General features: G+C 61.8%; 13 protein-coding genes, 2 tRNA genes and 3 rRNA genes. 8 read left to right on the forward strand and 10 right to left on the reverse strand.

The annotated features are described in order from the left end of the window. Nucleotides 1-8 precede the first annotated feature (8 nt). Complete coding sequence (locus ACOABP_RS24480; RefSeq protein WP_474230533.1) at nucleotides 9-758, reverse strand: lipoate--protein ligase family protein; 750 nt, start codon at nucleotides 756-758, stop codon at nucleotides 9-11. A 187-nt stretch (nucleotides 759-945) separates the two neighbouring features. Between ACOABP_RS24480 and ACOABP_RS24485 the strand changes: the two genes are divergently transcribed. Then, nucleotides 946-2,508, forward strand: coding sequence for a methyl-accepting chemotaxis protein (locus ACOABP_RS24485; RefSeq protein WP_474228210.1), 1,563 nt, complete (start codon nucleotides 946-948; stop codon nucleotides 2,506-2,508). 94 nt (nucleotides 2,509-2,602) lie between these two features. Here the strand turns inward: ACOABP_RS24485 and ACOABP_RS24490 are convergent, their stop codons facing one another. The 7 genes from ACOABP_RS24490 to ACOABP_RS24520 all read right to left on the reverse strand — a co-directional run bounded on the left by ACOABP_RS24490 (nucleotide 2,603) and on the right by ACOABP_RS24520 (nucleotide 10,585). Continuing rightward, the gene (locus ACOABP_RS24490; RefSeq protein ID WP_474228211.1) at nucleotides 2,603-3,613 is read right to left on the reverse strand and encodes an LLM class flavin-dependent oxidoreductase; all 1,011 of its coding nucleotides are present in this window, start codon (nucleotides 3,611-3,613) and stop codon (nucleotides 2,603-2,605) included. A gap of 114 nt (nucleotides 3,614-3,727) precedes the next feature. Continuing rightward, on the reverse strand, nucleotides 3,728-6,358 hold the full coding sequence (locus tag ACOABP_RS24495) for a hypothetical protein (RefSeq protein WP_474228213.1): 2,631 nt from the start codon (nucleotides 6,356-6,358) through the stop codon (nucleotides 3,728-3,730). A 102-nt stretch (nucleotides 6,359-6,460) separates the two neighbouring features. Further along, nucleotides 6,461-7,438, reverse strand: a complete 978-nt coding sequence (locus ACOABP_RS24500; protein ID WP_474228214.1) for a DedA family protein/thiosulfate sulfurtransferase GlpE — start codon at nucleotides 7,436-7,438, stop codon at nucleotides 6,461-6,463. A 114-nt stretch (nucleotides 7,439-7,552) separates the two neighbouring features. Next, nucleotides 7,553-7,987: an Hpt domain-containing protein gene (locus ACOABP_RS24505; protein ID WP_474228215.1), complete on the reverse strand. Its 435-nt coding sequence runs from the start codon at nucleotides 7,985-7,987 to the stop codon at nucleotides 7,553-7,555. After that, nucleotides 7,984-8,628 (reverse strand): response regulator, encoded by a 645-nt coding sequence (locus ACOABP_RS24510; RefSeq protein ID WP_474228216.1) that lies wholly within the window; start codon nucleotides 8,626-8,628, stop codon nucleotides 7,984-7,986. Before ACOABP_RS24510 ends, ACOABP_RS24505 begins: the two co-directional genes overlap by 4 nt. A 331-nt stretch (nucleotides 8,629-8,959) precedes the next feature. Continuing rightward, nucleotides 8,960-9,781, reverse strand: coding sequence for a hypothetical protein (locus ACOABP_RS24515; protein ID WP_474228217.1), 822 nt, complete (start codon nucleotides 9,779-9,781; stop codon nucleotides 8,960-8,962). A gap of 414 nt (nucleotides 9,782-10,195) precedes the next feature. Next, complete coding sequence (locus ACOABP_RS24520) at nucleotides 10,196-10,585, reverse strand: OsmC family protein (protein ID WP_474228219.1); 390 nt, start codon at nucleotides 10,583-10,585, stop codon at nucleotides 10,196-10,198. 602 nt (nucleotides 10,586-11,187) lie between these two features. Between ACOABP_RS24520 and ACOABP_RS24525 the strand changes: the two genes are divergently transcribed. From ACOABP_RS24525 to ACOABP_RS24550, 6 genes are all read left to right on the forward strand, one after another. Continuing rightward, nucleotides 11,188-12,719, forward strand: a 16S ribosomal RNA gene (locus ACOABP_RS24525). Between the two features lie 62 nt (nucleotides 12,720-12,781). After that, nucleotides 12,782-12,858, forward strand: a tRNA-Ile gene (locus tag ACOABP_RS24530). An 11-nt stretch (nucleotides 12,859-12,869) separates the two neighbouring features. Continuing rightward, nucleotides 12,870-12,945 (forward strand) — tRNA-Ala (locus ACOABP_RS24535). Between the two features lie 310 nt (nucleotides 12,946-13,255). Then, nucleotides 13,256-16,134, forward strand: a 23S ribosomal RNA gene (locus tag ACOABP_RS24540). A gap of 122 nt (nucleotides 16,135-16,256) precedes the next feature. Then, nucleotides 16,257-16,370, forward strand: a 5S ribosomal RNA gene (rrf, locus tag ACOABP_RS24545). The 16S, 23S and 5S rRNA genes sit together here with 2 tRNA genes alongside, the layout of an rRNA operon. A gap of 285 nt (nucleotides 16,371-16,655) precedes the next feature. Further along, the gene (locus ACOABP_RS24550) at nucleotides 16,656-16,931 is read left to right on the forward strand and encodes a GIY-YIG nuclease family protein (protein WP_474230535.1); all 276 of its coding nucleotides are present in this window, start codon (nucleotides 16,656-16,658) and stop codon (nucleotides 16,929-16,931) included. Nucleotides 16,932-17,007: 76 nt separating this feature from the next. On the opposite strand, the gene ACOABP_RS24555 is transcribed toward ACOABP_RS24550, so the two are convergent. Next, nucleotides 17,008-17,430 carry an organic hydroperoxide resistance protein gene (locus ACOABP_RS24555; protein ID WP_066742803.1) on the reverse strand — a complete coding sequence of 141 codons (423 nt, stop codon included), beginning with the start codon at nucleotides 17,428-17,430 and terminating at the stop codon, nucleotides 17,008-17,010. 63 nt (nucleotides 17,431-17,493) lie between these two features. Continuing rightward, a complete protein-coding gene (locus tag ACOABP_RS24560; protein ID WP_474228221.1) occupies nucleotides 17,494-17,967 on the reverse strand; it encodes a MarR family winged helix-turn-helix transcriptional regulator in 474 nt (157 codons plus the stop codon). Between the two features lie 212 nt (nucleotides 17,968-18,179). On the opposite strand from ACOABP_RS24560, the gene ACOABP_RS24565 reads away from it, so the two are divergent. Then, a complete protein-coding gene (locus ACOABP_RS24565) occupies nucleotides 18,180-19,637 on the forward strand; it encodes a DegQ family serine endoprotease (RefSeq protein WP_474228223.1) in 1,458 nt (485 codons plus the stop codon). Nucleotides 19,638-19,722 lie beyond the last annotated feature (85 nt).

Consider the following 19,722-nt stretch of genomic DNA (forward strand, 5'->3'; position numbering starts at 1 on the left):
CGGGCGCGCTAGCTGCCGGGCGGCGTGGCGGCCGCAATGGCCGCCTGTATCGCCGACGACACGCGTGCGGTGAGGCCGCTGGCGTCGTCCAGCCCGGCGGCTTCGCTGACACTGACCACCTTGGCCGGATCATAGTGCCGCCCGCTGCCGATTGCGGCTTCGAACGCATTGGCGCGCGCGTTGATCTCCTCCGGATCGGCATCCACGAGCAGGATGGCGTGCGCCAGTACCAGGTGGCGTTGCCCGTCGGGTGTCTGCACATCGGCCGGGGCCCGCCGCCAGTACTGCGCGGTACCGGCAATCTTGCGTGCCCGGTCGCAGGGGCCCCAGGCCAGGTTGTACCGCCCGTCGCAGAACGATCCCTCCACCGCCTGCCAGTGCGTTTCCACGCCAACCTGACGCAGGCCGGCGGCGATGACCTCGCACAGGTGCAGGTACACCGGTTCCATCCACGTGGCGGCGCCCTTTGGCACGGCATAGGCCAGGCTGATATTGAGGATGCCCGGCCCCTGCGGCACCAGGCCGCCGCCCGACATGCGCAGCCAGACCGGACACCCCTGGGCGGCAAAGTCCGCGCGGGCCGCGTCGATGCCGGGCTGGCGCAGGTAGCTGCGCGGTATCACCAGCGACAGCGGCGCTTCCCACAACTGCGCCACCGGGCCCGAGCGGGCGGCGTGGTCCAGCAGCGCCAGTTCGCCCTGCAGCGGATCGGTTTCGGCGGGATCCGGGTCGACAAACGAAAACGTCGTGGCGTGCATCAAGGTCATGGCGGCTCGAAAGGTTGGCCAGGCAAGGTCTGATTGCGGACTTCACGTGCAGCTTACGTCATGCGCCAGTCTGGTGCTAAAAAGCCGCGCCGCAAATGCCGTTATCTCTGAGGCAAACGAAGACCTCCCGCGAAGTCTGTCCCGCGAAGTTCTCCCATACACCCCAGCCTGTCGCATCATGAACCGACTTACCCTCAATGCCAAACTCTGGGCGGCACTCGCCGTCATGTGGGTCCTGCTGCTTGCGCTCGGCGCCTGGAACGCGTTCCACACCAAGTCCGTGATGATGGCCGAGCGCCGCGACGGCCTGCAGTCGCTGGTGGCCACCGGCGAAGGCATCGTCAAGCTGTATGCCGAGCGCGCCGCCAAGGGCACGATGTCGAAGGAAGACGCCCAGAAAGCTGCCAAGGACGCCCTGCGCGCCATGCGCTTCGGCCAGAACGGCTACCTGTTCATCGTCGACTCCAAGCCGCAGGTGATCCTGAACCCGGGCCTGCCGCAGACCGAAGGCAATATGGTTGGCGAATTCAAGGACCCGGATGGCGTGTTCGTGTACCGCGCCATCATCGAGGGCGCGCGCCGCACCACCGGCGAGGACGCCGGCTTTTCCACCTATCGCGGCCGCCTGCCCGGCACCGAGAACCCGCAGCGCAAGCTGACCTACGGCCGCTACGTGGCCGACTGGGACTGGTTCGTCTGTACCGGCGTGTTCCTGATCGACATCGAGGACGCCTTCCGCGCCAACCTGATCAACGCGTTCCTGAGCACGCTGCTGATCGGCGCGCTGATCGCCGCGGTGATGGGCATGATCATGCGTACCGTCAAGCGCAGCCTGGGCGGTGAACCGGCCTACGCCGTGGAGGCCGTGGCGCGCATTGCCGGTGGCGACCTGACGGTGCCGGTGCAGGTGCGTGCCGACGACCACCACAGTGTGCTGGCCGCGATGCAGCAGATGCAGCAGCGCCTGTCGACCACGCTGGGCGATATCCGTGGCGCCGCCGGTTCGATCGCCACGGCGACCAACCAGATCTCGGCAGGCAACCACGACCTGTCGCAACGCACCGAGGAACAGGCTTCGGCCCTGGAGCAGACCGCGTCGAGCATGGAAGAACTGACGGGCATCGTGCGCCAGAACGCCGACAACGCCCGCCAGGCCAGCGCGCTGGCGGTCAATGCGTCGGAGATCGCCAACCGTGGTGGCGAGGTGGTTAGCGAGGTGGTTGCCACGATGGGCGAGATCAACCAGGCATCGCGCCAGATCGTCGACATCATCGGCGTGATCGAGGGCATTGCCTTCCAGACCAACATCCTGGCGTTGAATGCCGCAGTGGAAGCGGCGCGTGCCGGCGAGCAGGGCCGCGGCTTTGCCGTGGTGGCGGGCGAGGTGCGCAGCCTGGCGCAGCGCAGCGCCAACGCGGCCAAGGAAATCAAGACGCTGATCGACAACTCGGTGGCCCAGGTCGACAACGGCTCGACGCTGGTGACCAAGGCTGGCGAGACCATGCACGAAGTGGTCAGCGCCGTCCGCCGCGTGACCGACATCATGGGCGAAATCAGTGCCGCGTCGGCTGAACAGAGCACCGGCATCGAACAGGTGGGCCAGGCCGTGACACAGATGGACTCGGTGACGCAGCAGAATGCCGCGCTGGTGGAAGAAGCCGCCGCCGCCGCGCAGTCGCTGGCGGAGCAAGCCGACTCGATGATGCGCGCGGTGTCCACGTTCCGCCTCGCACGGGTCTGAACACGCACGGCAGACGCCGTCGTCCGGCCAAAAAAAAACCGCGGCTTCGGCCGCGGTTTTTTTGCTTGGGCGAACCGTTGCCGGCGCGCCAGCCTCAGATCATCGCCGTCCTCTGCACCGCCTGCATCGCATCCGCCGCGATCCTGAACGAATGCAGTCGTGCCTGGTGATCGTAGATCTGGCCGGTCAGCATCAGTTCGTCGGGGCGCAGGTCGTCGACAAAGCGCTGGATGCCTTCGCGCACTGCCGCCGGACCGCCCACTACCGAGCAAGCCAGCGAGCGGCGGATGTGGTCGGCTTCGCTGGCGTCCCACAGGCGGCTGATGTCGTCCACGGGCGGCTTGAGCTGGCCGGGCGTGCCGCGCACCAGCGACAGAAACTGCTGCTGGAGCGAACTGAACAGGCGGCGCGCCTCGTCGTCGGTGTCGGCGGCGAACACGTTCAGCCCCAGCATCACATGCGGCCGGTCGAGCTGTTCGGATGGCCGGAACGTGCGGCGGTACAGGTCGACGGCCTGGCGCATGAAGCCCGGGGCGAAGTGCGACGCGAATGCGAAGGGCAAGCCCATCGCGGCAGACAGCTGGGCGCTGAACAGGCTGGAGCCCAGCAGCCACAGCGGCAGCTTCAGGCCGGCGCCCGGCACGGCGCGCACGCGCTGGCCCGGGCGAACGTCTTCGAAGTACGCCTGCAGTTCCTCCACATCCTGCGGAAAGCTGTCGGCGGTATCGTGATCGAGATGGCGGCGCAGCGCACGCGCCGTGGCCTGGTCCGATCCTGGCGCGCGGCCCAGGCCCAGGTCGATACGGCCCGGATAGAGCGACGCCAGCGTGCCGAACTGCTCGGCAACCACCAGCGGCGAGTGGTTCGGCAGCATGATGCCGCCCGAGCCGACGCGAATGGTGGAAGTACCTTGCGCCACGTAGCCGATCAATACGGCCGTGGCCGCGCTGGCGATACCGGGCATGTTGTGGTGCTCCGCGAGCCAGAAGCGGCGAAAGCCCAGGCGTTCCGCATGCTGGGCCAGGTCCAGCGTGTTGTGCATGGCCTGGGCTGCGGTGCTGCCTTCCGCGATTGGCGAAAGATCTAGCAGGGAATAGGGGATCATGGCGTGCCACGCGCGGCGCATGCCGCACGTCAGTTCATTCAGGGACGGGCTATGGTAGTCACACCTGAACGATCGTGCTGGCGCCGCGCAAGAGGCCATGCTGGCCGTGGGGCCTCATTGCGCCCGGGTGAACAGCCGCGCGCCTACCGGCCCCGTGGCGATGTGGTGGCCCAGTGCACGGCCCAGCGCACGACAGGCTTCCCATCTCGCTTCCCCGAAAAACGCCTCGATGGTGTCTGCCTGCGCAAACGCCGGATGCCGCTCGCCATACTGGCGCACGGCGTCGGGCGCGCACGCGGTCAGGCGTGGCTTGATGACGATCATGCGGGCCAGGGGCACGCGCGTGGCCGAGCCGGAGGATGCCGCTGCATGGACGTTCAGCAACACTGCAAACTTCTGGCCGGCAGCGGTATTGCCGGTGGCGTTGTCGGCAAAGTCGTCTGGCGTGCCAAAGACGCGGCCCAGCACGGGGTCGCGTGCGGCAGCGTGGTCTACCTCGATCTCCAGCCCAAGATCCTCGCGTGCGCGCCCGATGAGGTTGGCGAGATCGGCAAAGCGGCAGCCGGGATCGTCGCCGCAATCGCATAGCAGGATCAGGCCGACCAGCCGTTCGGGGCGCAGCAGTTCGTAGACGGCTGTGTTGTCGAAGTGACCACCGTCCGAAAGATATTGCCAGTCGCCCCGCATGCCGTGGAAGCGCGCCGTCAACTCGCAGAGCAGCTGGTATTGCGTGCGGAAGAGTTTGCCGAACCAGCCGGGATGGAGCGGATCACTGGCGGCACCGGCGACCATGCGTCCCTTCCACCAGATGCCAGGCCGCAGATTGGCTAGTCCCACCCGCAGCGAGGCGCCAGGCGTAGCGGCATTGCCGGGCCCGATGGGCGTCGCCCCGCCAGAGATGGCGATCCAGCCGCCAATGGTGTGCAGCCTCGCCTGGCCTGCCATGCCGTCTGGCGGCTGCGGCGCCGCGCGGCAGGGGTTGCCATCGACCATGAACCGGACATGGTGGTCGACTGGCACGGGCTCATCGGCGTGCGCCGGTGTCCGGACGGAGCCGGGCCCGACGCAAAACGGCTTGCCCCGGTGACCGCGCGCAATCCGTTCCCCGGCAGGGTCGATCGTCTCGTTCAGCGTCACGTTGATCAGATGTAGCGGGGCTACTGCGCGTGGATCGTAGTAGGCGTCGAGCGACAGTGTGTCGTCGGACGCCGGGTCGGTCCAATCCGCTGGATCGATGGCAGCAAGGCGTCGCCCATTCGATGCGCCCAGGTAAGCGCGGGTGACCCGCGCGGCGTGCAATGGCTGCAGGGTCGACAGGTTCAGCAGGCCGGAGCCGCGCCCCACGGCGATGGCGATGGCGAGCGCGGCAAGCACCAAGGCCATCAGTGACGGCGTGGTCCATGCCTTGCCGAAGACCAGCCAGTCAACCGGTTCGCCACCATCCCAGCGCACCCAGAGCACAATCCATGACCACAGCGCGACGAGCAGAAGCACCAGCGTGGCCGCGGCGGCGCCCGTCAGCAGTGATGCAAGGGACGGAGCGGGAAGCCGGCGCCTTGCCTGAGCCGTCACAGTGGCCGAGGCGGCTTGCGGGACGGCGTCGCGGCGGCTGGCCCCGTGATGAACGAACCAGGCAAGCACGGCCGCCGCCAGGGCCGGCCCTGCCACGCTCCACGGCTGGGCCGCCATCGATCCATACAGATACCAGCTGCGGGCGATGGTGTCGGCCACACCCAGCGCCGCCAGCGCGATGGTGAGCGTGACCGCCACGCGCAACGCGCGCGTGGCGCGCGCACGGTACATGGCCACGGTACGCGGCGCGGGCAGCAGGATGACCAGGCAGGTGGCTGCGGCCAGCCATATCAAGATGGCGGTCTTGAAGGTTTCCAGCAGCACCAGGGCCACGGCGATGCCGGTCAGCAGGACGGCGCGAGTCAGGACACGGACGGGCTGCCAGGCATCGTCCGGACGCGGATACACAATCCAGCAGGCCATGGCTGGCGGTACGGCCAGTAGTAGCGCCGATATGATCGGCAGCCACAGGTATTCGCTCCACCAGATCGCGGGCAGGCTGTCGTTGAAGGCGCGCCGGGCGGCGTACAGCAGCGCCATCTCGTCGCGACCCACGCCAGGCCACGCGCCGATGATCAGATGCAGACCGAGCGCCGGCACGGCCAGTATCGCCAGCAGCACGCTACCGAGGATGCATTGCATCGCCAGCCAGTTGCGTACCACGACGCCGGCGGCCAGCAGCCCGTCGGAGGCGTCCGTCGAATGTCGTGTGCGGCCACGCATGCACAGCCACGCCGCGGCCCGGCGCCCGGATGGGGTGGGCGAACTGCCCTGCAAGATGCGATAGGCCGATTCGGCCGCTTCACGGGGGCTGCTTCCAGGCTCCAGCCGGCCCGGTACGAACAGGCTGGTGAAGAACGCGCCAATGTAGCTGCCAGCGCCCACGGTGGACAGATAGTCGACCCGAGCCAGCAGCGATTGGCTGGCTGGCGACGCGGATTGCGTTCCGGGTTGGGTGGCGGGGTCCGCTACGGGGCAGGGGGCGTCGGCCAGCGCCTGCACGACACCCAGGCAAAAGGCGGCGCTGCGCAAGCCACCACCGGACAGGGCCAGGGCCACGCGATTGCGTGCGGATTGCGATTCAGGCAGGTTCAGCACGCGACGTCGATACGTCACGCGCGCGGCTTCATCGCCCCAGCCGTCCTCGGCCCAGAGTTTGTCATCGTCCGGCATGCCCGCCCCTTTCGCGCACAGACCGCCTGGGGCCAGTATAGAAACTGGACGCCAGCGGTAAAACGGAACGCGGCGGCGGGGGCCGGGTGGCGGACGCCGCGCCTAGTGCGCGGCAGCCTGTGTCGGGGCGTCGGTGGCGGCGGCTGCCTGCGGACTCAGCGCGCCTTGCAGACGCTTCCATTCGTCAAAGCCGCCGGCCAGCGCCCAGGTGTTCGGGTATCCGGCCGAGCGCAGTCGCTCGGCGAGCACGGCGGCCGACATTTCATGGGGGCAGGCACAGTACACGACGATATCAGTGCCCTTGTCGTGATCGGACAGTGCACTGAACGGGGCATGCATCTCCATGACCAGCGCGCCCGGAATGCGCTCGATCGGCGCCGCGCCGTGCGCCCGGACATCGACCACCACCATGGGGCGTTCGGCCACGCCGCGGCGCTGTTCCATTTCCATCACGGTCATGCGCGGAATGCGTCCCGTGCGGCGCAGCAGGCGCCAGCGCTGCCAGAACCGCCAGACGACGAACAGCGCGAATCCGCCCAGCGCCACCATGACCGCGATGTGGCCATAGGCGCTGAACGCCGCCAGGATCGTGTCGACGAAGTCGCTGAAGACCACGCCGGCCAACAGCGCGCCGCCGGCCCAGACCAGCGCGCCGAGCGCGTCGTAGAACAGGAAGGTCAGGAAGGGGGTGGCCGTCATGCCCGCCATGGCGGTGGACAGCGCTCCCGCGCCAGGCAGCAGCTTGGCAAATACCAGCGAGCGCGGGCCCACGCGCAGGTACAGCGACTGGGTCTGGCGGATGCAGGTATCGGGCGACAGCGAAACCCGGCAGATCGTGCGCAGCATCGGCTGGCCCAGCCGCTTGCCGGCGAAGTACCAGGCGGTGTCGGCGATCAGGCACGCGGCGATCACCGCGAACAGCACGGCCCCGATCGACGGGCCGGTTTCCTGCATCGATAACGCCCCGGCCACGAATAGCATCGGATAGGCCGGCACCGGCAGACCTGCCTGCTCGGCCAGCACATTCAGGAATACCAGACTCAATCCATGGCCATCGAGCAAGGCCTGCAGATCACCCACGACATGTCTCCCGCGTTTGGTCATTGCCGGCGGCGTTGAAGCAAGGGGGCACCGCCGGACCGGCCTACAGTGTGCCAGCGCGCCGCTCCGCTTGCACGCGGCCGAAGCGCTCGCTCACTTCAAATTCGTTGAAGGTAATGCGTCCGAATCGTGCTCGCCAGCATGCTGGCAGCGGCCCGGGCGCAGTGCCAGTAGTGTGTCATTGAATTCCTTCAGGATAGCGGTGTAGCGCGGCAACAGTGTGTTGATCACCGCGGCATTGCCCTGGCTCGCCGCGGATTCCAGCGACTTGCCGGCGGTGACCAGCGTGTTGCAGCGCGCCAGCGCCGCGCTGCCCTTGAGGCGGTGCAGGCTGCGCTGTGCTGCGGGCCAGTCGCGCAGGGCGACGGCCTTGCGCAAGGCGTTCAGGTCGGTGGTATTCCCGTCCAGCAGGCGGGCCACCAGCATGGCCTGTACGGTGGCGTCGTGGCACGCGGCACCCCGCACCGCGATCCCGATGGCATGGCGTTCGTCGGCGGCAAGATGGATCCAGGCACCGCTAGGGGTCATGGCACCAGCCGGCAGCGGCGCGCGAAGTCGACCAGATCGACCAGCGATTCGGCACCGAGTTTGTTCATGATGCGTGTCTTGTAGCTGCTCACGGTCTTGTTGCTGATGAACAAGGCCTTTCCGATGGCCTTGTTTGTCATGCCGCGCGTCAGCATGCGGAGAATCTCCATCTCCTTGTCGGTGAGCTTGCCCAGGCCTTCCGTGTCAGTGGGCGACTGTCCGTTGCGGGGCATGTCGCGTGGCATGTCCCGGGGTGTGCATGAAGGGAACACCGTAAATCCGCCCAGCACGGTCTGCACGCACCGCACGATGGCCTCCAGATCCTGTGTCTTGCTGACAAAGCCTTGCGCGCCGGCTTGCATGGCGCGGGCCGCAAACGGCACGGCATCCTGGGCAGTCAATACCAGCACGCGCACGCCCCGATGCGCTGCGCGCATGCGTGGCACGGCGTCCAGGCCGCTCATGCGCGGAATATCCAGATCCAGGATCACCAGGTCGGTCCTGAACTGCCTGACGATATCGACGGCGCTCTGGCCGTTGTCGGCTTCCCATATGTGGCGGATGCCTGGTAGTTGCGACACCTGGGCCCGAAGGGCGAGTCGCAGAGCCGGGTGATCGTCGACGATCAGAATGGTTGTCATGCCTTGCTCGCATGGCCGATGGCGGTGGGCCTGCTGTTTCACATGGCAAGTCAGTATAAGGAGCGCCCCGGCTGCCGAAAATGCGACGCTTCCGCAATTGCTGTGGGAAATTTCCGCAACCCGTCTGAAAGTTGCGGAAAGTCTGCGCCGAGTCAGGCAGCGTCGGGCGGCAAGGCGGTGTTCCGGCCAAAAAAATAGCGACCCGCCGTGTTTTACGGGGGGTCGCAAATCGGGAATGCGAGGAGGTCAGATTCCTCAAGGAGGGATATCGACACTTCGCAGGTGTGCTGATCCCCACCGAGGTGGGGCATGCGGCACAAATCGGGTGGATCTACGCGATCAGCTGGGCGGGCTGGCTGGCCGGGGCGGCAGAGGCGCGCAGACGCCGGACGCTGGCTTCCACGTCGGCGTGCGCGGCATCGAGCCAGTCAATGCGATGCCGCACCGGATCATTGGGCGACAGGTCGTGTTCGCCGATTTCGCGCAGGAAGTAGCGCACCATGCTTCCGGCGCGCGCCGGCACCGGCATCATGCCAAGCAACTGGTCGTGCCTGAGCATCCCCTGGCCGGCCGCGTGCTGCAACGCGGCCCAGGCTGTGCGGCCCAGCGCTATGTACACCGCATCGGGCCGGTATTGCCGCAGGGTCGCCAGGAACAGGTTGTCGAACACCATGCGCAGCATGGGGGCATCCAGCAGGTCATCCAGCGTGCCGTCGAAGACCAGACCTCGGCGCGTGGTGGCATGGGGCAACAAGGCAAGTGGCTGGATCGCCTCGAATCCATCGTTCCAGAGCGCCGCGGCGTGCGGCTGCCCGATCAGCTCGGGAATCCGGAAATGATCGAGCATCCTGATCAGGTTGGGGCGGACCATGCGCCCGCCCAGTTCCACCCGCCGTTTGTGCTCGCGCTGGATCACGCGTCCGGGCGAATGCGCACGCAGCAGTTCGTCGGTCACCGTAGCGGCCAACTGCACGTGGGCATGCCCTGGTGTGGTACTGACCAGCACCAGCCTGGCATTCTCGTTTCGATGCTCGAACGGAACGTACTTCATTACATAGGTCCCGTCCTGATCCACAACGACTGGCTTTTCTGCGATCCCGCGAACGCCGCCACGGCGGATGCGCGCGCAATACTCTTCTAGGTAATTCGCCAAGATGTCCCCGCTCCCGATGCTTCCCTGACTTGAGCAACCGATGTTCTTTTTTGGGTTCATGTTAAGCCCCGATGAATAGCCCACAAAGCGCATAAGTGCGCGTTGAATCTCATTGCGACACAGACTTCGTGGGCCATCGAACAAAGTTTGAAAACGCCCCCCACGTTTGCGGGATGCAACTTGAGAAGTGTTTTGTCTCCTGCGCTGCGGGACAACTTGCGCGCGCTGCGCGGCAGGAAGATGACGGCCCGCCGATAACGGCGTGTCGAATCGGGGGAACGGATTGAAGCGGGGAGAAAAAAGGCCGGACACGAACGTGTCCGGTAACCCATTTGCTGACTCAGGTCGTGTCAAAACCCGAGAGCACAAATGATAACCATTATCATTTGTGTCGTCAAACTTTCCGTTTGCCGGTCAGGCGGCCAGTGTCGTGTCGATGGTGATCTGGGCGCTCAGTGACTTGTGTACCGGGCACTTGTTGGCCACGCGCAGCAAATCCTCGCGTACGTTCGGAGCCAGGTCGCCACGCAATTCGATATGGCGGATCAGCTTGTAGGATCCAGGCGTCTCTTCGTGCGCCACGCTGACCTGGATCTCCTGAAGGTCGTAGCCCTTGCGCTTCGCGTAGATCTGGAGCGTCAGCGTAGTACAGGCAGCCAGGGCGGAGTCCAGCAGGTCGTGCGGGTTTGGAATCGAGGCGTTGCCCATCGGCGCATCGAGGTCAGCCTGCCATTGCGCCGTGCCGTTGCCGAGGTCGCAGACGCTTGAGCCGGAGTTGGCCAGCCATTTGGCTTGGATTGTCATCGCTAGTGTTCCTGGGTTCCTGTGAAAGAGAAGGCCATGCGGCCCGGGGGAGTCCTGATTCTATACACGCGCAGCGATGGCTGCGCGCGGAGTGCCTTAATCGAAACTTCTCAGGTTATTTAACGGTTTTATGACAAAGGGCTTGCGCACCTGCCGAAAGCCATCTAATATTCGCCCCCTCGCAACACGAAGCGCACTGCAAACGCAGCAGCGACAAGGGTTTGCGGGGTTGGCAGGGGGTTGGGGTTGCGAGGGTTTGCAGCGCAGACCGGCAGAAAAAAGTTCTGCAAAAACTGTTGACGAAACGTTGAATGCTCTGCATAATCTCGTTTCTCCGCTGCAACGAAATGACGAAACGTCAGCGACGCAGCGACAGCGAACGGCAAAGCCGGCGCTGAAGTTCTTTAACAACCAAACAACCGATAAGTGTGGGCGCTTGATGGCGAACGCCACGGAGACCTCGGTCTGCGTGATGCTTCAAAAGTTATCAGTGCTCGCACAGTAAAACATGTTGGTTTGCGTCGCGAGACGTGAGCCAGTCAGTTTTCTGAGAGTGAGCGACCGCTCGAAAGAGCGAGGTGCTTCGGCACCACACAGAGATTGAACTGAAGAGTTTGATCCTGGCTCAGATTGAACGCTGGCGGCATGCCTTACACATGCAAGTCGAACGGCAGCGCGGACTTCGGTCTGGCGGCGAGTGGCGAACGGGTGAGTAATACATCGGAACGTACCCTGTTGTGGGGGATAACTAGTCGAAAGATTAGCTAATACCGCATACGACCTGAGGGTGAAAGCGGGGGACCGAAAGGCCTCGCGCAGCAGGAGCGGCCGATGTCTGATTAGCTAGTTGGTGGGGTAAAGGCCCACCAAGGCGACGATCAGTAGCTGGTCTGAGAGGACGATCAGCCACACTGGGACTGAGACACGGCCCAGACTCCTACGGGAGGCAGCAGTGGGGAATTTTGGACAATGGGGGCAACCCTGATCCAGCAATGCCGCGTGTGTGAAGAAGGCCTTCGGGTTGTAAAGCACTTTTGTCCGGAAAGAAAACGCTCTGGTTAATACCTGGGGCGGATGACGGTACCGGAAGAATAAGCACCGGCTAACTACGTGCCAGCAGCCGCGGTAATACGTAGGGTGCGAGCGTTAATCGGAATTACTGGGCGTAAAGCGTGCGCAGGCGGTTTTGTAAGACAGGCGTGAAATCCCCGAGCTCAACTTGGGAATTGCGCTTGTGACTGCAAGGCTAGAGTATGTCAGAGGGGGGTAGAATTCCACGTGTAGCAGTGAAATGCGTAGAGATGTGGAGGAATACCGATGGCGAAGGCAGCCCCCTGGGACGTCACTGACGCTCATGCACGAAAGCGTGGGGAGCAAACAGGATTAGATACCCTGGTAGTCCACGCCCTAAACGATGTCAACTAGTTGTTGGGGATTCATTTCTTCAGTAACGTAGCTAACGCGTGAAGTTGACCGCCTGGGGAGTACGGTCGCAAGATTAAAACTCAAAGGAATTGACGGGGACCCGCACAAGCGGTGGATGATGTGGATTAATTCGATGCAACGCGAAAAACCTTACCTACCCTTGACATGCCACTAACGAAGCAGAGATGCATTAGGTGCTCGAAAGAGAAAGTGGACACAGGTGCTGCATGGCTGTCGTCAGCTCGTGTCGTGAGATGTTGGGTTAAGTCCCGCAACGAGCGCAACCCTTATCTTTAGTTGCTACGCAAGGGCACTCTAGAGAGACTGCCGGTGACAAACCGGAGGAAGGTGGGGATGACGTCAAGTCCTCATGGCCCTTATGGGTAGGGCTTCACACGTCATACAATGGTGCGTACAGAGGGTTGCCAACCCGCGAGGGGGAGCTAATCCCAGAAAACGCATCGTAGTCCGGATCGTAGTCTGCAACTCGACTACGTGAAGCTGGAATCGCTAGTAATCGCGGATCAGCATGCCGCGGTGAATACGTTCCCGGGTCTTGTACACACCGCCCGTCACACCATGGGAGTGGGTTTTGCCAGAAGTAGTTAGCCTAACCGCAAGGAGGGCGATTACCACGGCAGGGTTCATGACTGGGGTGAAGTCGTAACAAGGTAGCCGTATCGGAAGGTGCGGCTGGATCACCTCCTTTCCAGAGGCTTGTGTTCACAAGTCAAGCGTTCACACTTATCGGTTGTTTGCTGTTACAGCCAAGGGTCTGTAGCTCAGGTGGTTAGAGCACCGTCTTGATAAGGCGGGGGTCGTAGGTTCAAGTCCTACCAGACCCACCAAGTTATCACGCGGGGGATTAGCTCAGCTGGGAGAGCACCTGCTTTGCAAGCAGGGGGTCGTCGGTTCGATCCCGTCATCCTCCACCACTTACCTGGATCAAGGATCGGGGTAACGAGATTACTTGGTTGGTAGCCAAATGAAAGCATTCAATGCTGAGTGCTTTCATTTGGCATTGCCAAGCGACGCAAGTCGGCTGTTCTTTAACAATATGGGATGTAGTAAAGGTGTCGCGAAGCGTTGATGAGACGCTGCAGTACAAACGCGATACCGGGTTGTGATTGTATCAACCAAAATGTATTTAAGTGATCGAAAGATGACTTGGAATACGGCACAAACGCGAGAACTCAGACCTGTAGCCAGCGTGGATAACGGAAGCGTTAGACACACTCGTTATAGGGTCAAGCGAACAAGTGCATGTGGTGGATGCCTTGGCGATCACAGGCGATGAAGGACGCGGTAGCCTGCGAAAAGCTTCGGGGAGCTGGCAAACAAGCTTTGATCCGGAGATGTCCGAATGGGGAAACCCGGCCCGAATGGGTCATCCCTGACTGAATACATAGGTCAGGGAAGCGAACGCGGCGAACTGAAACATCTAAGTAGCTGCAGGAACAGAAATCAACCGAGATTCCCAGAGTAGTGGCGAACGAAATGGGAAGAGCCTTGCACTCTTTAGCAGAACTGTTAGCAAAACGGGATGGAAAGCCCGGCCATAGCAGGTGATAGCCCTGTATGCGAAAACAGATTTGTGGAACTAGGTGTGCGACAAGTAGGGCGGGACACGTGAAATCCTGTCTGAAGATGGGGGGACCATCCTCCAAGGCTAAATACTCGTGATCGACCGATAGTGAACCAGTACCGTGAGGGAAAGGCGAAAAGAACCCCGGGAGGGGAGTGAAATAGATCCTGAAACCGCATGCATACAAACAGTCGGAGCCTGGAAACGGGTGACGGCGTACCTTTTGTATAATGGGTCAGCGACTTACATTCAGTGGCAAGCTTAACCGATTAGGGAAGGCGTAGCGAAAGCGAGTCCGAACAGGGCGTTGAGTCGCTGGGTGTAGACCCGAAACCAGATGATCTATCCATGGCCAGGTTGAAGGTGCGGTAACACGTACTGGAGGACCGAACCCACTAACGTTGAAAAGTTAGGGGATGAGCTGTGGATAGGGGTGAAAGGCTAAACAAATCTGGAAATAGCTGGTTCTCTCCGAAAACTATTTAGGTAGTGCCTCGTGTCTCACCTTCGGGGGTAGAGCACTGTCATGGTTGGGGGGTCTATTGCTGATTACCCCGCCATAGCAAACTCCGAATACCGAAGAGTGCAATCACGGGAGACAGACATCGGGTGCTAACGTCCGGTGTCAAGAGGGAAACAACCCAGACCGCCAGCTAAGGTCCCCAAATATAGCTAAGTGGGAAACGAAGTGGGAAGGCTAAAACAGTCAGGAGGTTGGCTTAGAAGCAGCCACCCTTTAAAGAAAGCGTAATAGCTCACTGATCGAGTCGTCCTGCGCGGAAGATGTAACGGGGCTAAGCTATATACCGAAGCTGCGGACGCGCGTAAGCGCGTGGTAGGAGAGCGTTCTGTAAGCCTGTGAAGGTGTCTTGTAAAGGATGCTGGAGGTATCAGAAGTGCGAATGCTGACATGAGTAGCGATAAAGGGGGTGAAAGGCCCCCTCGCCGTAAGCCCAAGGTTTCCTACGCAACGTTCATCGGCGTAGGGTGAGTCGGCCCCTAAGGCGAGGCAGAGATGCGTAGCTGATGGGAAGCAGGTTAATATTCCTGCACCGTCGTATGATGCGATGGGGGGACGGATCGCGGAAGGTTGTCCGGGTGTTGGAAGTCCCGGTCCCTGCATTGGAGAAGGCGCTTAGGCAAATCCGGGCGCGGAATTCAAGGATGTGGGGCGAGCGGCTTTATGCTGCGAAGCAATCGGAAGTGGTTCCAAGAAAAGCCTCTAAGCTTCAGTCATACGAGACCGTACCGCAAACCGACACAGGTGGGCGAGATGAGTATTCTAAGGCGCTTGAGAGAACTCGGGAGAAGGAACTCGGCAAATTGGTACCGTAACTTCGGGATAAGGTACGCCCTGGTAGCTTGACTGGCCTGCGCCAGAAGGGTGAAGGGGTTGCAATAAAATGGTGGCTGCGACTGTTTAATAAAAACACAGCACTCTGCAAACACGAAAGTGGACGTATAGGGTGTGACGCCTGCCCGGTGCCGGAAGATTAAATGATGGGGTGCAAGCTCTTGATTGAAGTCCCGGTAAACGGCGGCCGTAACTATAACGGTCCTAAGGTAGCGAAATTCCTTGTCGGGTAAGTTCCGACCTGCACGAATGGCGTAACGATGGCCACACTGTCTCCTCCCGAGACTCAGCGAAGTTGAAGTGTTTGTGATGATGCAATCTCCCCGCGGCTAGACGGAAAGACCCCATGAACCTTTACTGTAGCTTTGCATTGGACTTTGAACCGATCTGTGTAGGATAGGTGGGAGGCTTTGAAGCGTGGACGCTAGTTCACGTGGAGCCGTCCTTGAAATACCACCCTGGTTTGTTTGAGGTTCTAACCTTGGCCCGTGAATCCGGGTCGGGGACAGTGCATGGTAGGCAGTTTGACTGGGGCGGTCTCCTCCCAAAGTGTAACGGAGGAGTTCGAAGGTACGCTTGGTACGGTCGGACATCGTACCTAAAGTGCAATGGCAAAAGCGTGCTTAACTGCGAGACCGACAAGTCGAGCAGGTGCGAAAGCAGGACATAGTGATCCGGTGGTTCTGAATGGAAGGGCCATCGCTCAACGGATAAAAGGTACTCTGGGGATAACAGGCTGATACCGCCCAAGAGTTCATATCGACGGCGGTGTTTGGCACCTCGATGTCGGCTCATCTCATCCTGGGGCTGTAGCCGGTCCCAAGGGTATGGCTGTTCGCCATTTAAAGAGGTACGTGAGCTGGGTTTAAAACGTCGTGAGACAGTTTGGTCCCTATCTGCCGTGGGCGTTGGAATCTTGACGGGGGCTGCTCCTAGTACGAGAGGACCGGAGTGGACGTACCGCTGGTGTACCTGTTGTCTCGCCAGAGGCATCGCAGGGTAGCTATGTACGGAAGAGATAACCGCTGAAAGCATCTAAGCGGGAAACTTGCCTGAAGATGAGGATTCCCTGGAGGCTTGACCTCCTTGAAGGGTCGTTCGAGACCAGGACGTTGATAGGCTGGGTGTGGAAGCGCAGTAATGCGTTAAGCTAACCAGTACTAATTGCCCGTAAGGCTTGATCCTATAACCAGTGTGTTTGACCTGGTTGGACGAGAGTCCGCGTGTGCCGAAGGCATACAAACACAACCTCTTTACTACACCCAGATTCGCTGCGCTGACCTCGGTCAGTGCGGCAACCAGTCATGCCTGGTGACCATAGCGAGTTGGAACCACCCCTTCCCATCCCGAACAGGACCGTGAAACGACTTTGCGCCGATGATAGTGCGGACTACCCGTGTGAAAGTAGGTCATCGCCAGGCTCTTATACCCAGAACCCCCAAGCCCAAAAGCTTGGGGGTTTTGCTTTTGCGTGAAACAAACGCGAAGGCGCCCATTGACGGCAAAATGCCCGTCCCCGTTTCTGTCCCCGTTTCTGTCCCCGTTTCTGTCCCCGTTGCCCTCCCGCCCCGGTGCAAATGCCCGGCTGCGCGCGTATCATCGGCGCTGACATGACTGCCGCCACACTTCCCTCTGACGAAGCCAGCCTTGCTGCCGACACCAACACGGATGTCGAGGTCAGCACGGATACTGCCTGGTTTCTTTATCTGCTCGAATGCGAGGGTAATTCAATCTATACCGGTGTGACGACCGACGTTCAGCGTCGATACGCCCAGCATGCGGCCGGTATTGGTGCCAAATACACGCGTGCCCGCAAGCCGTTACGACTGCTTGGCTGGCTGGCATATCCCAATAAATCCGAAGCACTCAAGGCGGAAATCCGCACCAAGCGGATGACTGCAGCCCAGAAACGGGCGATGTGCGAGACGCTGCAGCAAACTGACGACGAACTGGCAGCGCTCACGATGCCAAAGCCAGTCTGAAGGCGTCGTTATAGCTGATTTGCCATAAAAAAGCCGGCCCATGGGGCCGGCTTTTTCTCCTGTCGATCAGGCCTTATCAGACCACGATCAGGTTCACGTCGATATTGCCGCGCGTGGCGTTCGAGTACGGGCAGACCTGGTGAGCCGCTTCTACCAGTTTCTGGGCGGCTTCCTTCTCCATGCCCGGCAGCGAAATCTTCAGTTCCACCTGGATACCAAAACCCTGCGGGATCTGGCCGATGCCGACCGCACCTTCAATCTTGGCGTCGGGCGAAACCGTAATTTTCTGCTGGCCGGCGACGAAGCGAATCGCGCCGAGGAAACATGCCGAGTAACCCGCGGCAAACAGCTGCTCCGGATTCAGGCCGTTGCCGGCACCGCCCATTTCCTTGGGTACAGCCAGCTTGGCGTCCAGTTGACCATCGGACGTCGTGGCGCGGCCATCGCGGCCACCGGTTGCGGATGCGTGGGCGGTGTACAGGACTTTTTCCAGTTTCATTTGCACTCTCCTATGGTTGCCCGGGGGCGGGCAGCAGTTCCAAGATGCCGACCAAGCCGGCCTTCAATCTTCCGATCGCGCTGCTTCCAGCGTCGACCGTAAGTCATGCAGTCGCGACGTCAGTGCCTGGATCTCTTCCACCGAACACTGCATCGCGCACAACAACCTTTCCGGAATGCTCGCGGCTTCACTACGCAAGCTGCGTCCGGCATCCGTCAAACTGACCAGAACACGACGCTCGTCCTCGGCGTCGCGTCCGCGGCGCACCAGCCCGGCGGACTCCAGGCGCTTCAGCAACGGGGTCAACGTTCCCGAATCGAGCGTCAGCCGCCCGCCCAGTTCCGAAACGCTCACCTCGTCGTGCTCCCACAGCACAAGCATGACCAGATACTGCGGATAAGTAAGTCCAAGCTCACCCAGGATCGGCTTATAGACCTTGGTCATCGCCAGTGACGTCGAATACAGCGCAAAACAGAGCTGTTGATCCAGCTGAAGCCAGTTGTCTGTCCTCGAAGGGGGTGTCGTTTGCGTCGTCATGGCTATATCTTATACACAATTAAATTGTGCGCAATATAAATTTTGCATCGACCCTATAGAGGATAGGGGGAGGCCGTGACGGATCAAAGGGGATCAAAGGCTGACGCCGTACGACCTTCGTACAACCTTAAGTCTGGTTTAAGTGTGGCTGCTTAGGATGATCCTGTCGCGCCAACCCCCGGCGCTGTCCATCATCCAGAAAGGAAAGCACCATGATTCGCCAGACTCTCGCTCGTTCCGCTGTCGGTGTTGCTGCGCTTGCTGCCCTGGCCGGCGGATACGCCTATCTCCAGAAGGACGCGATCACACCCGGCTATGCGGCGCCGACGCCGGCTGTTGCCTCCGCCACTGCCGTGGCAACGCCGACTGATTTCTCGGGCATCGTCGATCAATATGGCCCTGCAGTCGTCAACATCAGCGTGACGGCCCGCGCGCAGCGCACCTCGGCGCAAATGCCGTCGGGCATGGACCCTGATGATCCGCTGTTCCAGTTCTTCAAGCGCTTCGGTCCGCAGTTCCAGGGGCCGCAGAGCCAGCAGCCGCAATTGGTGAAAGGGTTGGGCTCGGGCTTTATCGTCAGCCCCGACGGCCTGATCCTGACCAATGCCCACGTCGTAGACAACGCTACGGAGGTCACCGTCAAGCTGACCGACCGTCGCGAATTCAAGGCCAAGGTGCTGGGCAGCGATCCGCAGAGCGACATCGCCGTGATCCGCATCGATGCCAAGGACCTGCCGACGGTACGACTGGGCGATCCGTCGAAGATTCGTGTCGGTGAGCCCGTGCTGGCAATCGGTTCGCCCTATGGTTTCGAGAATACGGTCACGGCCGGCATTGTCAGCGCCAAGTCGCGTTCGCTGCCGGATGACACCTACGTGCCGTTTATCCAGACCGATGTGGCCGTGAACCCGGGCAACTCGGGCGGCCCGCTGTTCAACCAGCGCGGCGAGGTCATCGGGATCAATTCGCAGATCTACAGTCAGACCGGCGGCTACCAGGGGCTGTCGTTCGCGATTCCGATCGACGTGGCGAAGAAGGTCGAGCAGCAACTCGTGGCGCACGGCAAGGTCACGCGCGGCCGGATGGGCATCTCGGTGCAGGAAGTCAACCAGGCCCTGGCGCAGTCGTTCAAGCTGCCGAAGCCGGCTGGCGCGCTCGTGAATTCCGTGGAACCGGACAGCCCTGCCGCGCAGGCCGGCCTGAAGCCTGGCGATGTGATCGTGCAACTTGGCAATGACGTGATCGACCATTCCGGCGATCTGCCCGAGCACGTGGCCGACATGCAGCCCGGCACCAAGACCGACGTCAAGGTGATTCGCAAGGGCGAGCCGCTGACGCTGAGCGTGAAGATCGGTGCCGTGAAGGAAAGCGCGGTGGCCCAGGGCAAGAGCGGTGGCGAAGCGGGCGGCCGTCTGGGTCTTGCCGTGCGCCCGCTGACGCCTGCTGAAAAGCGCGACAGCGGCATCGAAGGCGGCCTGGTCGTCGAAGACGTGGCGGGCCCGGCAGCGCGTGTCGGCATCCAGCCCGGCGATGTCATCCTGTCGCTCAACGGCACGCCGATTTCGTCGGCCGAGCAACTGCGTTCGCTGGTGTCGAAATCGGGCAAGCAGGTGGCCTTGCTGGTGCAGCGCGACGACGCGCGGATCTTCATTCCGCTCGACCTTGGCTGACCACCGGCGGCCAAGCGGTTTACGCTGCGCAAAACGCGTATACGACAGGTATACGAGCGGCACGCGAGGGGCGTATACGTATACG

It is taken from the genome of Cupriavidus sp. HE11, assembly GCF_056097175.1.

What these genes read in the sequence shown, in the direction of transcription:
- ACOABP_RS24480 (WP_474230533.1), bottom strand. Translation starts at nt 758, where the DNA reads ATGCACGCCACGACGTTTTCGTTTGTCGACCCGGATCCCGCCGAAACC.
- ACOABP_RS24485 (WP_474228210.1), top strand. Translation starts at nt 946, where the DNA reads ATGAACCGACTTACCCTCAATGCCAAACTCTGGGCGGCACTCGCCGTC.
- ACOABP_RS24490 (WP_474228211.1), bottom strand. Translation starts at nt 3,613, where the DNA reads ATGATCCCCTATTCCCTGCTAGATCTTTCGCCAATCGCGGAAGGCAGC.
- ACOABP_RS24495 (WP_474228213.1), bottom strand. Translation starts at nt 6,358, where the DNA reads ATGCCGGACGATGACAAACTCTGGGCCGAGGACGGCTGGGGCGATGAA.
- ACOABP_RS24505 (WP_474228215.1), bottom strand. Translation starts at nt 7,987, where the DNA reads ATGACCCCTAGCGGTGCCTGGATCCATCTTGCCGCCGACGAACGCCAT.
- ACOABP_RS24510 (WP_474228216.1), bottom strand. Translation starts at nt 8,628, where the DNA reads ATGACAACCATTCTGATCGTCGACGATCACCCGGCTCTGCGACTCGCC.
- ACOABP_RS24520 (WP_474228219.1), bottom strand. Translation starts at nt 10,585, where the DNA reads ATGACAATCCAAGCCAAATGGCTGGCCAACTCCGGCTCAAGCGTCTGC.
- ACOABP_RS24555 (WP_066742803.1), bottom strand. Translation starts at nt 17,430, where the DNA reads ATGAAACTGGAAAAAGTCCTGTACACCGCCCACGCATCCGCAACCGGT.
- ACOABP_RS24560 (WP_474228221.1), bottom strand. Translation starts at nt 17,967, where the DNA reads ATGACGACGCAAACGACACCCCCTTCGAGGACAGACAACTGGCTTCAG.
- ACOABP_RS24565 (WP_474228223.1), top strand. Translation starts at nt 18,180, where the DNA reads ATGATTCGCCAGACTCTCGCTCGTTCCGCTGTCGGTGTTGCTGCGCTT.